The organism is Stenotrophomonas sp. G4 (assembly GCF_003428825.1).
Classification (GTDB): domain Bacteria; phylum Pseudomonadota; class Gammaproteobacteria; order Xanthomonadales; family Xanthomonadaceae; genus Stenotrophomonas; species Stenotrophomonas indicatrix.
Genome location: NZ_CP031741.1, coordinates 3125100 through 3139416, shown reverse-complemented (window position 1 = coordinate 3139416; position 14317 = coordinate 3125100). Strand labels below are relative to the sequence as shown.

Annotated in this window: 5 protein-coding genes; all 5 read right to left on the bottom strand. The window is 63.0% G+C overall.

Annotation, left to right across the window (positions count from 1 at the left end; genetic code table 11):
* Positions 1–284: 284 nt before the first annotated feature.
* The 5 genes from D0Y85_RS14540 to D0Y85_RS14520 all read right to left on the bottom strand — a co-directional run bounded on the left by D0Y85_RS14540 (position 285) and on the right by D0Y85_RS14520 (position 14109).
* Positions 285–2390, bottom strand: a complete 2106-nt coding sequence (locus D0Y85_RS14540; RefSeq protein WP_100553135.1) for a M13-type metalloendopeptidase — start codon at positions 2388–2390, stop codon at positions 285–287.
* Positions 2391–2578: 188 nt separating this feature from the next.
* Positions 2579–5566 carry a TonB-dependent receptor gene (locus D0Y85_RS14535; RefSeq protein WP_117310949.1) on the bottom strand — a complete coding sequence of 996 codons (2988 nt, stop codon included), beginning with the start codon at positions 5564–5566 and terminating at the stop codon, positions 2579–2581.
* 462 nt (positions 5567–6028) lie between these two features.
* Positions 6029–8908, bottom strand: coding sequence for a TonB-dependent receptor (locus tag D0Y85_RS14530; RefSeq protein ID WP_117310948.1), 2880 nt, complete (start codon positions 8906–8908; stop codon positions 6029–6031).
* Between the two features lie 185 nt (positions 8909–9093).
* Positions 9094–11115 carry a prolyl oligopeptidase family serine peptidase gene (locus tag D0Y85_RS14525; RefSeq protein WP_240329257.1) on the bottom strand — a complete coding sequence of 674 codons (2022 nt, stop codon included), beginning with the start codon at positions 11113–11115 and terminating at the stop codon, positions 9094–9096.
* Between the two features lie 189 nt (positions 11116–11304).
* On the bottom strand, positions 11305–14109 hold the full coding sequence (locus D0Y85_RS14520) for a TonB-dependent receptor (protein ID WP_117310947.1): 2805 nt from the start codon (positions 14107–14109) through the stop codon (positions 11305–11307).
* Positions 14110–14317: the final 208 nt, after the last annotated feature.

Here is a 14317-nt window from a genome sequence, read left to right as displayed (position 1 = left end):
CGTGATGGATTGAGGGCGGGCGAACTATAGCAAGCCGCGCATGGGCACGGGATGCACGCCTCATGGTGCATCCGCCGGGCATGGCCCGGCGCTACCGGGTGGGTGGCATGGGCACGGGATGCACGCCTCATGGCGGCTCCTTTTTGCCATGCGCCGACCAAGGTCGGCCTCTACCAGCGGCTTGGACATAGAGCCACGCCATGCGTGGCTGCGGCCAAGCGCTGAAAAACAAAGGCCCGGGAAATCCCGGGCCTCTGCAGGCAAGCCGTGGCCTCAGCCGTGGCTTACCAGATCACCACCTGCGAGTCGCCGGTGCGCGACATCGGCGTACCCGGCTTGCACTGGAAGGCCGCGGTGAAGGTCGGCAGGTTCGACGGCGCACCGATGGCGCGGAACTGCGCCGGCGCGTGCGGGTCGGTTGCCAGGCGGACCTTGGCGTTCTCCGGGGTGTACTTGGTGCGCCACACGGTGGCCCAGTTGAAGAAGAAGCGCTGATCGCGGGTGAAGCCATCGATCTTCGCGTCTTCCTTGCCGGCCGACGCCTTCTGCAATGCGTCGTAGGCGGTGGCCAGGCCACCCAGGTCGGCGATGTTCTCGCCCAGGGTCAGATGGCCGTTCACGGCCTGGCCGTCGACCTTGTACTGGTCGAACTGCTTGACCAGCTTGCCGGTCAGGCCAGCGAAATTCTTCGAATCGGCTTCGGTCCACCAGTTCTCGAAGTTGCCGGTCGGCCCGAAGCGGCTGCCCTGGTCGTCGTAACCGTGGGTCATTTCGTGGCCGATGACCGCACCGATACCGCCGTAGTTCAGCGCGTCGTCGGCCTTCGGGTCGAAGAACGGCGGCTGCAGGATGGCGGCCGGGAACACGATCTCGTTCTGCAGCGGGTTGTAGTAGGCGTTGACCGTCTGCGGGGTCATGCCCCACTCGGTCTTGTCCACCGGCTTGCCGATCTTGGCCAGGTTGTACTGGTAGTTGAACGCGGTGGCCGCGCGCACGTTGCCCAGGTAGCTGTCACGGTTGGTCTGCAGGCCCGACCAGTCACGCCACTTGTCCGGGTAACCGATCTTCGGAGTGAAGGTTTCCCACTTGGCGATGGCCTTGGCCTTGGTCTCTTCGCTCATCCAGGACAGGCCCTGGATGCGTTCCTTCAGCGAAGCGGCCAGGTTCTTCACCAGCTCTTCCATCTTCGCCTTGGCTTCCGGCGAGAAGGCGACCTTCACGTACAGCTGGCCGAAGGCTTCGCCGGCATCGCTCTCGATGGTGCCCAGCACGCGCTTCCAGCGCGGCTTCTGTTCCTTCTGGCCATTGAGGGTCTTGCCGTAGAACTCGTAGTTCTCCTGCACGAACGCATCGGCCAGGTACGGCGAGGCACTGTCCACGGTGTGGAAGCGCAGGTAGGCGCGCCACACCGACGGATCGGTATCGCCCAGCGCCTTGCTCACTTCCTGGTGGAAGGCCGGGATGGCCAGCGAGAACTTCTCCGGCGCGGCCACGTTCTGCGACTTGAAGAACTCGGTCCAGCTGAAGTTCGGGGTCAGCGCATCGGCCTCGGCCAGGCTGACCGGGTGGTAGTACAGCGAGACATCACGCGACAGTTCGACGCTGGACTTGGACGCCTTGGCCAGGCGGGTCTCGAACTTGACCACTTCTTCAGCCTGCTTTGCGGCATCGGCAGCGGCCACGCCGGACAGTTCCAGCACCTTGGCGACGTGGGCCTGGTAGGCCTTCAGCTTGTCGGCCTTGGACGCATCGGTGTAGAAGGTCTTGTCCGGCAGGCCCAGGCCGCCCTGGCTGGCGTAGGCCATGTTCACGGCCGAGTTCTTGAAGTCGGCTTCGGCGCCGAAGCCGAACAGCACGTTCTCGCCCTTGGCGGCGCTGGTGCGCAGGTAGTTGGCGATGGCGGCCTTGTCCTGCAGGCCGTCGATCGCGGCCAGGTCGGCCTTCAGCGGCTCGATGCCCTGGGCGTTGACCTTGGCTTCGTCCATGCCGGTGGCCCACAGGTCGCCGACGATCTTCTCGATGCCGGCCGGGTTCTTCACCTGTGCGACCTGCTCGGCCAGCTGGTGCTGCACGGCCACCGAACGCTCGTCGAGGATGGTGAAGGCGCCCCAGCTGGTGCGGTCGCCCGGAATCTCGTTGGCAGCCAGCCACTTGCCGTTGACGTAGTCGCCGAAGGCGGTGCAGGCGTCGAGGTTGCTGTCCAGATCGCTGGCCTGGAACGCGTTGTAGGCCGGCAGCTTGCTCTCGTCGAGCTTGTAGGTGGTGGCGGCGTCGGCCGCGGCCGGCGTGGAGGCGGTGGCATCCTTTGCCGGGGTTTCGTTCTTGCCGCAGCCGACCAGCGCGGCCGAAACGGCCAGGGTCAGCAGCACGATCTTGGGAGTACGGGTCACTTGAATGGCCTCCAGGCCGAGTGAGTCAGGGAAGGGCCGGGGGAACGGCCGTGGGCCGAACGATACGCCGCCGGCCCACACTGCAAGGGTGTCGAAGGTCATGCCGTGGCGCAAGGGGGCCTTGCCGGCACCGGAAAAGACAGACCCGGCAAAAGCCGGGTCTGTCGGGGTACTGCTGTTCTGATGGATCAGAACTTGTACGAGGCGCCCATATAGAAGTAGCGACCGATGTTGTCGTACATGGCCGAGCCGACATCGGAGCCGAAGTAGTTCACCGGGGGATCCTTGTCGAAGGCGTTGTCGATGCCCAGATAGACGTCGATCTTGTCGCCCGGGAAGCGGTAGCCGAACTGGAAGTTGTTGTAGACGTAGGAACCGTTGCGGATCGGACTCTGCGAACCTGGGTTGCTGTTGTAGCTGTCCGGGGTCACCCGCAGGTTTCCGTCAACGTAGGTCATATCCCACGAAGCGCGCCACTGGCCCAGCGAGTACTTGGTCTGCAACTGGGCACGCCAGCGCGGATCGGTCACGTAGGTGACGTACTCGGTGTATTCATCCGGGAAGTCCTGGAAGGCCCATTCGCGGGACTGCAGCAGACGGGTGCCGACGAAACGCACCACGGTATCGCCACCAGCCAGTTTGAAGCGGTAGTCCATTTCCAGGTCGACACCGATGCGGCGCGAGCGGGCCAGGTTCTCGTTCAGCGCGGTCCAGCGAGTGATCGAGTACTCGGGGAAGGCCCGGCCCTGGGCGTCGGTGAAGCCACCGACCGGCGCGCGGACGATCTGGCCACAGAACGCATTGCCCACGCCCCCCGGCGAATCAACGCAGCGGGTGGCATTGGTCTGCGCGTTCACCGCACCGATGGCGTCCTTCAGGTTGATGTTCCAGTAGTCGATCGACATGCCGAAACCTTCCAGGAACTCAGGCTGCCACACCAGGCCGTAGGTGAAGCTGCGAGCACGCTCGGGCTTCAGGTCCGGGTTGCCGCCGCTTACGCCGGGGCGGCTGGCGGTGTAGGTGTCAACCCAGCCCACTGGAATGCCCAGCGCCGAGCAGTTGGCCTGGCGCAGCGCCGGATCCTTGGCGGTGGACGGACGGTTGCTGTTGGTCACCAGGTAGTTGCAGGGATCGGCGACGGTGGCGAAGTTCTCGCTCTGCGGGTTGTACAGCTCACCGATGCTCGGTGCGCGCACTGCCTGCGACAGGGTGCCGCGGGCGCGCAGGGTCGGAATGATGGTCCAGTCCAGGCCCACCTTCCAGGTGGTGGTCTTGCCGATGCTGCTGTAGTCCGACCAGCGGCCGGCAGCATCCATGGTCAGGTTGTAAATGCCCGGGATGTCGGCCAGCAGCGGTACGGTGGTCTCCACGAACGCTTCGCTCACGTCGTACTTGCCGGCACGGTTTGGAATGGCGTTCAGGAAGGTCAGGCCCTGTGCGGCCAGCGGATCGGTGATTTCGCGGCTCTTCTCGCGGCGGTACTCCACGCCACCGGCCACGCCCACGTCACCGGCCGGCAGGCTGAACAGTGATCCGTTGGCGACCGAGGCGCTGAACACGCTCTGCTGGATGCGGGAGAAGTTGTACGACTCAACGTTCATCCAGTCGCGAGCGGCCTGGGTGACCTGGCCATTGCCCAGCACGCTGAACGGCACACATCCGTCGCGGCCGAAGGCCGAATAGACGCGGCCGGTGTGCGGATTGATGGCGTTGGGGTTCAGCGTGGTGCGGCAGGTGACCTGGCCGGTGGCGGGGTCGATCACTGCATCCAGGCCAGCCTGCCAGCGCTCGTTGATGCGGTTGTTGAGGTTCCAGCGCTTGACTTCGCTCTGGCCCCAGTTGCCGTATACGTCGTAGGTCCAGTTGTCGGTCAGGTTGCCTTCCAGGCCGAGCACGAAGCGCTGGGTGTTGCGCTCGACGTGTTCACCACGCTGGCCGGCATCGACGTTGAAGCGGTTCAGCGTGATCGTCGAGGCGCCGTTGGCAAGCATCAGCGCACGAAGTTCCGGCGTCACAAAAGCGTTGTCGCGCTGGATGCGAAGGGTGGTATCGAACGACGGCTGGGCCAGGAAGTCCGATTCGGTTTCGGTGTACTTGCCTTCGAAGTAGATGCGGTGGTTGTCGGTCAGGTCGAAGTTGATGATCGTGTTGACGCTCTTGCGATCAAACTCCGGCTGCAGATCGGCCACGGCATTGAGGTCGGCGAAGTCGCAGTTGGTGCAGCTGCTGTTGCTGACGACAATGCCGTCGTAGCGCTGCTTGCGGAAGGTGCCGTCCGGGTTGAACTGGTAGCGGTTGCCCCACGTGGCCGGGTTGGTCGCGCTGAAGGTGCCCAGGGTGAACGTGCCGCCATAGGAGATCGAGTGGTTGCCACCCGGGCCGCTCAGCACGGTCTGCGGGTTGCTTTCGCTCGGCGGCTTGGACGAGTCATAGTTCGGGTTCGGCACCGACACCAGGTACTGGCGACCGATGGAACGGTCGGTACGCACGAATCGGTCCTGCTTGCTGTACTCCAAGGCGACGGCAGCGTTGCCGCGGCCACCGGCGAAGTCGGTACCGGCCGACATGCTGACGAACGAACGGTTGAAGCCGCCTTCATCGGCCATGCCGGTCTGGCCGCGGATTTCCGCGCCATCGAAGGACTTCTTCATGATGAAGTTGACCACGCCGGCTACGGCGTCGGCACCGTACACGGCCGATGCGCCACCGGTGATCACTTCGACGCGCTCGATCCATTCCACCGGAATGGTGTTCACGTCGACCGAGGTCGAGCCGGAGGTCGCGCCGACGTGGCGGCGGCCGTTGACCAGCACCAGGGTACGCGAGGTGCCCATGCCACGCAGGTCCATCAGTCCTACGCCGGCGGTGCCGATGAAGCGAGTCGAGTTGCCCAGGGTATAGGTCGGGGTCAGCGCCGGCAGGCGGGTCATCAGGTCGCCGATGTTGTTCGCGCCGGTGGCGCGGATTTCTTCGGCGGTGATGGCAGTGACCGGGGAGGGGGTCACGAAGCCGGTGCGCGCGATGCGCGAGCCGGTCACGCTGACGCGGTCCAGGTCGATCGGGTTGTTGCCGGAGCTGGCTTCCTGGGCCAGGGCCGGGGCTGCGGCAGCCATTATCAGGCCGGCGAGCAGGGCGTTGGTCAACGGGTGGCGACCGGGCGTGCGGTGGTGCGTCATGTGGTGAATCCCCCTAGTGGATGAAGATGGGCCGCATCCCTACGGCTGTTACGGTCATGTTCATGATTTGTCCTGACCTTGATCGAACCTAACACGCTCTTAACGGGAAATGCATGGTTTCGTCACGCTTTGTCACCAGGAATGTCAATCGCTTACATGAAATTGCAACAAATACAGATGCTTAGTCTCATTTGTGATGTGCCGAATCTGCCGGTGCCGGCCATATATGAATGGGTCGTTAAGTCGCACTTTGCGCAAAAAGGTGTCTCGCCAAGACTTCGCTTGCCTCCTGCGTGGCGACGGGTACTGGAGGATGGTGAGCGCATTCAGGAGCTGTTTGTGTGCCGCAGGGCGTGGTGTCAGCGCTGGCGGTGATCGGCGGTCGCGGTGTGCCGCCCGCTTGCCGCAGGCAAAAGAAAAGGGCGGCCGGAGCCGCCCTTTTCATGTGCTGCAATGCTGCGATCAGAACTTGTAGGACACGCGCGCGAAGAACGTGCGGCCGTACCAGTCGTACTGGGATGCGTACAACGGCGTGTTGCCATAACGGGTGCCGGCGGTGTTGGAGATCAGGTCCGGCTCCTTGTCGAACAGGTTGCGCACGCCGACCATGATGTTCCAGTCATCCATGTCGTAGCCGACAGAGACACTGTGGCGGAACTGCCAGCCGGCCTTGATGTCGCGGGTCGCGTTCTGGTAGCCGGAATAGGTGAAGTTCCGGTCCAGGTCCTTGTTCTGGGTGCTGCTGACGTACGTGCCCTGCCAGTTGAACGTCCAGTCACCCCGTTCCAGGCTGACGCTGGCCAGGCCGACGGTCTTCGGCCGGCCGATGTAGCCGACCTGGTCGGAGGTGGTGATACCACTGTCAGAAGCCGAGTCGAACAGCTGGTTGGTGTCTTCGATGGTGTACGTGACCTGTGCTTCGGCCGACAGCTTGCCGAAGGAGAAGTCATTGTCGTAGTTGATCTGCAGATCGTAGCCGCGGGTGCGCTCGCGGTTGATGTTGATGTACTGGTTGTAGATCGTGGTGATCTGGTTCGGCGAGGCCGCGTCAGTCGGGCTGTTGCGGACCAGATTGTCGCAGAACGCGTTCGGATAGACCGCCGAGCCATAGCAGCCGAACACGATGTCGTACTCGTCGAGCTGGGTGATTTCACCACGCACGTCGTAGTCGAAGTAATCCAGCGCGACATTCAGGTTGGCGAACGTCGGAGTCCACACCAGGCCCAGGGTCTTGGCCTTGGAGGTTTCCGGCTTCAGCTGACCGGCACCACCGCCTGAGTAAATCGTTGCGCTGCCGCCGCCGCCAGCGTAGTCGGACGGAATGCCGGCAGCACCGCAGTTGGCGCGCAGGAAGTCACTGTTGCTGTCGCCCCACAGGATGCACGGGTCGATCTGGTTCTGGGCCAGGAAACCAGTCTGGTTGCCCAGATAGAGCTCGTACAGGCCGGGTGCACGGTAGGACGTACCCATGGTGCCGCGGACGCGCAGAGAGGGAATGACCTGCCAGTTGACGCCGGTCTTCCAGACCTTGTCCGAGCCGGAGACCGAGTCGTATTTGAACACGCGGCCGGACAGGTTGACCGACAACGATTCAATGCCCGGGATGCCCTTCAGCAGCGGCACGTCGACTTCGGCGAACGCTTCCTTGACCTTGTCGGTGCCCTTGGTGATGTCGGCGGTGCTGGAGCCCCAGATGTTGCCCGAGCGCGAGAACTCGGAGGGGGTGTCGTCGATCTTGTACTTGCGGAACTCCACACCGACGGCCGAAGCCACGTCACCGGCCGGCAGGGTGAACAGGTTGCCGCTGAAGATGGCGTTGGCGCTGGTCTGCTGATACACGGTGTTGCCGGTGTGTCGCTGGCCGATCGCGCTGACCAATTCCGACATGCGGGTTCCGTTGAGGAAACCCGGGTCGAAGTAATTCACCGGCATGTCGTCGTCGGTGTAGCTCAGATCGCCTGCACGGCTGGTATCGATCGCCAGGTCGGTGTAGTCACCGCTGGAGCGGCTGTAGCTGGCGTTGACTTCCCAGGCCCAGCTGTCGGTCCACTTGAACCGGCCGTCCAGCTTGGTTGTGCCGTAGAAGTAGTCAACCGTGATTTTCTGGTCGCTGGGGAACGGCATGATGACCTGGTAGTAGTCATCGGCCGCTTCGCTGTATACCACCGGGAAGAACTGGCGCCAGGAGTGCGCCTTGGTCTCGCGACGGTTGTACAGGAACTGGGTCTTCCAGTTGACGCTGTCGAAGCTGAAGTCGGTGGCGGCGTACAGGGTTGCGCGTTCACGCTGGTTGATCACTTCCTGGTCGTGATAGAACGGGAAGTTGAGCACGTCCTGGTAATAGGCCGTGCCGCCGTTGGCATAGGAGGGGGTCGGACGCGGACGCGGACGGTAGCCCGGGAAGGGGCCTACCGTACTTCCGTCCGGCGACGGTACATAGCGGATCGCCGAGTTGTAGTAGTTGATGATGGTGTTGGCGTACAGGTTGCCGGTGCTGCAACCGCCCAGTTCGGTGCCGGCCAGGATCGAACGATCCTCACGGTCGATCCGCTGGCCATCGGTGCCCCATACGAGATCCTGGCCGCACTTGAAGAAGTCACGGTCGCCGACGGTCAGGGCGTTCAGACGGTCCCACTGTGCTGCTGCAACGATACTGCCCTTGTCGAAGTTCCAGCCGTTGGCGATGGAGGCAGAGAACTGCTCGCCGCCGCCGTGCTGCGGAACACTCATCGTGTAGGACATCTCCGGGCGGTCGATGCTCTTCTTGGTGATCAGGTTGACCACGCCGGCGAGCGCATCGGAACCGTAGATGGAAGACGAGCCGTCCTTGACGATTTCCAGACGCTGCAGGATGACCTGCGGAATGACGTTCAGGTCGAACGCGCCGACCTGGCCACGGGTGCCGGCCGGGCCAGGGCGCTGGCCGTCGAGCAGGACCAGGGTGCGGTTGGCGCCCAGGCCGCGCAGCGAGACCGTCTGCACGCCGGTGCCGCCTTCGACGACGAAACCGCCGAACTGGTTGTTCATCTGGGTCGAGCCAGCGGCGATTGCCGAGGTCTGCAGGAAGTCAGCGGTATCGAATTGACCTGCGGCAATGCCCTTCTCGATCGAGATGACCTGCACCGGCGACGTGGTCTCGTACTCCGGACGCTTGATGAGCGATCCGGTGACGACCACCGTGTCAAGGTCGGTTGCGCGCTTGCCTGTGTTTGTGGGGCTTGACGAAGCGGCTTCCTGCTGGGTGGTTTCCTGGGCAAGAGCCGGAGCGACTTGCAGACATGCCAGGACCGCGAGTGTCAGCGGAATGCGGCTTGGCTTGGATCGGCGGATAACGTTGCGCATTTCGGTTATATCCCTATTTGTTACGCTTCGGTTAACGGAGTGTATGGTTGCCGTAAAGTAAATGCAAGATGAATGAAGTCCCGCTGTAATGCGTTGATGTTCAAGCAAAATTCATCTTGCGGATACTGAGGCGCCCCCGCTGGCAAGGCCCAGGCGGGGGCGCTTTTTCGGGCCATCCGAATCGATCAGAGGCCGCCGGGGCCGCAGTCCTTCTTCAGGAAGCCTTCGATCAGGCCCAGTGTTTCCCGCTGCTGGCGCGGGTACCACGGCATGCTGTGCTGCTGGTCGGCGATGAGGTGGTACTGGGCAGGCACCTTGTCCTTCACCGCGTCGTAGAAACCCTGGGCGTGGAAGGAAGGTGTGCGCACATCGCGGTCACCCACGAACAGCATCACCGGAATGTTCGCGCTGGCGGTGTTGCGCATGGGGTCCATGCCCTTGACGGTCTGTCCTTGCAGGATGCGCTGCAGGCGGTTGTCACTCCAGGTCGTGCCCAACCGTCCCAGGTCGGTGACCGGAGCGCCGGCAATCGCGCACTGATACGGGCTGCCTGGGCGAACGGTGGCTGCGGCAGCAGCGAAGCCGCCATAGGAGTAGCCGAAGATCGCGATGCGGTCCTTCGCAGCGAAGCCCTGCGACACCAGCCACGCTGCACCGTCATCATTGTCGTCGGACATCCTCTGGCCCCATTCGCGGTCGCCGGCAATCCACAGGTCCCGGCCCAGACCAGAGGAGCCACGGTACTGCGGGCGAAGCACGGCATATCCGCGAGACGTCAGCAGCGCGACCCAGCCGGATGCATCCCATTGCACGTAGTCACGCGCCCAAGGGCCGCCGTGTGGATGGACAATGGCCGGCGCAGCGGCATCGCCTTCCTTCCAGCCCGCAGGGAGATCCAGGATGGCAGGAATGACCCGTCCGTCGCGTGCCTTGTAGTTCACCCAGCGTTGTTCGCCCACCGTGCCCTTGCTGATCCACGGACGCTCGCTGCCCAGGCTCACCACCTTTTTCCGATCCAGCAGCAGGAAATGGGATGGCGGTGCATCCGGACCGGTAGCGCGGAACAGGATCCTCGAGAAATCATCGTTGTAGCGGCTGATCTCGATCTGCCTTCCCGGTGCAGCTTGCTTCAGCGTGTCCTGGATCGATTTCAGCGTCGGGTCGACGTAGACCGTCTGTTGCGAAGGGCCATCGATGGTGAATCCGACCACTTGATTGAAGGTGCTCGGCTGGGTGCTGAAGACAAGGCTTGCGATGGAGAAGTTCGGATTGGCCAGCACCGGTTCGGGATCGAACTTCTGCGCCTTGGCGTCGTACAGATGTGCCTGCACCTTGTCCGAGAACAGGTCGGTCAGGACGTAGTACTTGCCTGTGGCATCGTCCACACCAGCCAACTCGACCGTATGCCGGTTGGACAGGCGTGTCAGCAGCGGCTTCTGCAGTACGAACTGCCCGGAGCTCGGATCAAGGATCTGAATCTGCTGGTCGTAATCGCCGCTGACCGGTTCGATCTGGCTCTTGGCGAGCACCTTGCCGCTGCGCGGGTCGAACAACGCAGGCTGGGCGCGGGTGCCGCCGCGGAACAGCAGTTCGGTTTCCTTGGTCTTGAGGTTGTACAGGTAGTAATTGGCGGTCAGCGTTATCTCGCTGAGCTGGCGGATGATGACCCGGTCCGGATCCAGCGGCAGCATGTTGACCAGCGATGCGCTGCCGCCCAGCTCCAGGCAGCGCTGGGTCTGTTCGCTCACGCCCAGCTTGCGCGTGTTGTCGGCGAATGCTTCGTTGAAGGTCTTCTGGCTCTGGTCGGTCAGGTAGGTCTTGACCACGAATGTCTTGGTCGCACCCGATACGCTGCCTTCGCCGCACCCCCCAAGCTGCCCGGTCCACTCCTGGCGGCCGACCGCCAGGATCTGGTCGGACTTGAGAGCGCCCACGGCAATGAACTTCATCCGGTCGCCCGAGGGCGTAACCACCTTCGGGGCGCCTCCCATTGCGTCGGTATCCCAGCTGGCCAGCGCAGTTTCTTCCGGGTTGCCCGGAGAGGGGATCAACGCGACCAGATGCTTGCCGTCCGGACTCATCGAGACCGACTGCAACGCTGGCATGCGTGCCAGGTCTTCGATCGGGATGGGAGCGGCGTGTGCCATGGCGCTGGCCAGGGCCATGGAGAGGGCACCGCACAGGGTGCGAGCGGAAATCACGTGCATGTCTTGTCCTTTTGCTGCGCGTTGATCGGCTGAAGCTGACTGGATTGTGAACAAGGTCGAAAGGTAGCAGATCGATGAGCTTCCTTGGCAGTGCCACCGCCTCTCCCCCTCCCTTGCCGCACCGGTGCTACCCAAAGCAGAAGACCCCGCCAGGGCGGGGTCTTCTGTGGTATCGGACGCGCAGACGGATCAGTTGTTGCCGAACTCGTACTTGGCCTGCACGTAGATGGCACGGCCATAAGCGTTGTACAGGTAGTTGTTGTACGGCTGGCCGCTGGTGCCGGAGAAGCTGTAGCGCTGGTTGTCAGGCATCTTGTTGAACACGTTGTTGACCATCAGCGACAGGGTCAGGTTGTCCATCGCCCGATAGTTCACGCTCAGGTTGTAGGTGGTGTACGAACCCCACTTGCCGGCCTTGTAGCCGGAGCTGTGGACGTAGTCGTAGCCGTTGCCCAGGTAGGCCATGTAGTTCGGCGTCTTGCCGATGTAGTTGGCATACAGGGTAGTGGTCCACTTGTCCTTGGCCCATCCGATCGAGCCGTCGGCGCGCACCTTGGCGTACGAGTCGTACACCCACATCGCATACGGGTCGCGCAGCAGGTCCAGGTACTCATCGCCCGGCTGCGGTTGCAGCTCGCGCTTGAGCATGTCGGTGTAGTTGCCGGAGAACTGCAGCGAACCGAAGCGGCCGATGTCCTGTACGTACTTGAAGCTGGCCGTCAGCGCCTGCAGGTTCTGGCTGGCCACGTTCATCTTCGGCGTATAGATCTCATCGAGCACACCGGAGGCATCGCGGGTAATCCAGTCGCTCACGTTCTGGCAGCTGGCCGAGGTGTTGTTGGTCTGGCCGTTGCGGCAGTAGTACTCGGCCAGCAGCAACTGGTCGGAGCTGAGGGTGTTGACCTCGTTCTTGATCTTCCAGTTGTAGTAGTCCACCGACAGCGAGAGATTGTTGATGGGCGCCCACACGATGCCGGCGTTCCAGACATCGGCGGTGATCGGCTCCAGGTCCGGGTTGCCGGATTGGGTGCCGAATACCGAGACGCTGTCATACGGACAGCCGGTGGTGTCGGCCGGGTCGTAGCCCAGCTGGCCGCAGCGGTAGTAGTCGGTGGAGCCGTTGGCATAGTAGCCGCTGACACCCTGGAAGGCATCGGACAGGGTGGGCGCGCGGAATGCGGTACCGTACTTGCCACGGAACAGCAGGCTGTCGACCGGACGGAATTCCAGGCCGACGCTGTAGGTCGCCTTGTCGATGGTGTTGCCACCGATCTTGAAGGCGTCGTAGCGGCCGGAGCCGGTCACCGTCAGTGATTCCAGCAACGGCATGCGCAGTTCGCTGGTCACCGCGTAGCTGCTGCGATGGCCGGCGCCGGAAACCGCGGTGGTGCCCCATACGCTGCCATCCACCAGGCGGGTATCGGGCGTGTAATCCCAGCCTTCGCTGCCGCCTTCAACCACCACTGCGAAGCCGGCGTCGCCGCCGGGCAGCTTGAACAGCGAACCATTGGTGACCTGCGCACGCAGCAGGTTCTGCCAGGTGCGGCTCTGGCTGTAGGTGTAGCCGGTAAAGCTCTGGAAATCACCGCTCGGCAGTGGCGAGTAGAACGCCTCCCAGTCCGGGCTGTAGATGTTGTACCCGGTGCTGGTGGTGCCCAACACCGGCCCCAGCACACGTTGCTCGAAGTAATCGTTGATTGGATCGTTCCAGCGCACGAAGTTGCGCTCGGTCAACTTGTACTCGCCGCGGGTGAAGCTGGCACTGTAGTCCCAGCTGCCGGCCGTGCCGCGGCCGCCGAGCGTGACCTGGTAAGCCTTGTTGCGATCGGTGTTCAGGATGTCGCGATAGCCGCCGGCGCCGATGTCCTCCGGCGCGAACACGCGCTGCAGGTTCATGTACTGGCCGCTGTCCTGATCGTAGAAGCGGCCCCAGCCGGAGGAGGTGCCCCACCAGGTGTAGTTCGAGCCGGTGGCGTACTTCACTTCTTCCAGGCTGTAGAGCGCGTCGCCGAACAACTGGAAGTTGTCGTTCACATCGAAGGTCATCGAGCTGTAGATCTGCCCGCTTTCCTTGCCGTTCTTGATGGTCTTGTAGCCGGTGCCATAGACCGAGCCGCAGGCCTGGCCGGTCGGTCGGGTGCCGAGCACGGTGGTGCCATCGAACTGGCCCGCCACGTTGGCGCACAGGTTCGGGTCCATCATCGCGTAGCGGTTGCTGTTGGCCGGCAGCAGCACCAGGAAGTCGTTGGAGACGTACTGGGGGCTGTAGCCATCGGGATTGTTGACCTTGGTCAGGTCGCGCTGGTAGCCCCAGATCGGGCTGGTCTTTTCGTACTGAACGTTGACCAGCGCATGGAATCGATCATCGACACCATTGAAACCGCGCGCCGCACTGACGCGCAGGCTGTTGCCGCCGCCTTCGGAGTAGGCACCGCCACGGACGTTGAGTACGCCGCCATCCATGCGTTCCTTGAGGATGATGTTGACCACGCCGGCGATCGCGTCCGAGCCGTACAGCGAGGACTGGCCACCGGGCAGGATCTCGATGCGCTCGACGATGTCGATCGGAATGCCGCTGATGTTGTTGAAACTGTCGCTGCCGTTGTACAGCGCCGGATACGAGAGCATCGGGCGGCCGTTGATCAGGTACTTGGTGTAGCCGGGGCTGAGCCCGAACATGCCGGCGGCCTCGGCACCCTGGGTGAACGAAGCGGAGGTCTGCCCGCCCTGCAGGCCGCCGGTCGACAGCGAGGACTGCTGCAGGACGTCGGCGACGCTGGTGAAGCCGCGGGTCTGGATGTCCTCGGCGGTGACGGTCAGGACCGGCGTGTGGTTCTCGATCTGCGTCTGCGGGATCAGGGAACCGGTGACGGTGACCCGGTCAAGCTGGGTCGGGCCAGTGTCCTGCGCGTGGGCTGCGCCGGAGGCGAGCAGGGTGCCGATGAGGGCAAGGGTCAGGGGGTGACGCGAAGGCGTGGAGCGATGGCGAGACATGATGGATCCCCGTAATGAGCGATGTCGTCTGGCTGATGTCCTCCCTGACATCTTCATGAGGTGTTCAGTTGCAATCCATTCAGCCTGACCGTAACACGACGTTCACGTTGTCAAAACGGTGCCGTCACACGAATGTGTTGCTCATCGCAGGAAAAGTCCTTTGAAATCAGTGCATAAACACGATTGTCTGGGAATGTTTCAAAATGTT

Coding starts and splice junctions, on each gene's coding strand:
- D0Y85_RS14535 (WP_117310949.1), bottom strand. CDS start 5,566: ATGACGCACCACCGCACGCCCGGTCGCCACCCGTTGACCAACGCCCTG.
- D0Y85_RS14525 (WP_240329257.1), bottom strand. CDS start 11,115: ATGCACGTGATTTCCGCTCGCACCCTGTGCGGTGCCCTCTCCATGGCC.
- D0Y85_RS14520 (WP_117310947.1), bottom strand. CDS start 14,109: ATGTCTCGCCATCGCTCCACGCCTTCGCGTCACCCCCTGACCCTTGCC.
- D0Y85_RS14530 (WP_117310948.1), bottom strand. CDS start 8,908: ATGCGCAACGTTATCCGCCGATCCAAGCCAAGCCGCATTCCGCTGACA.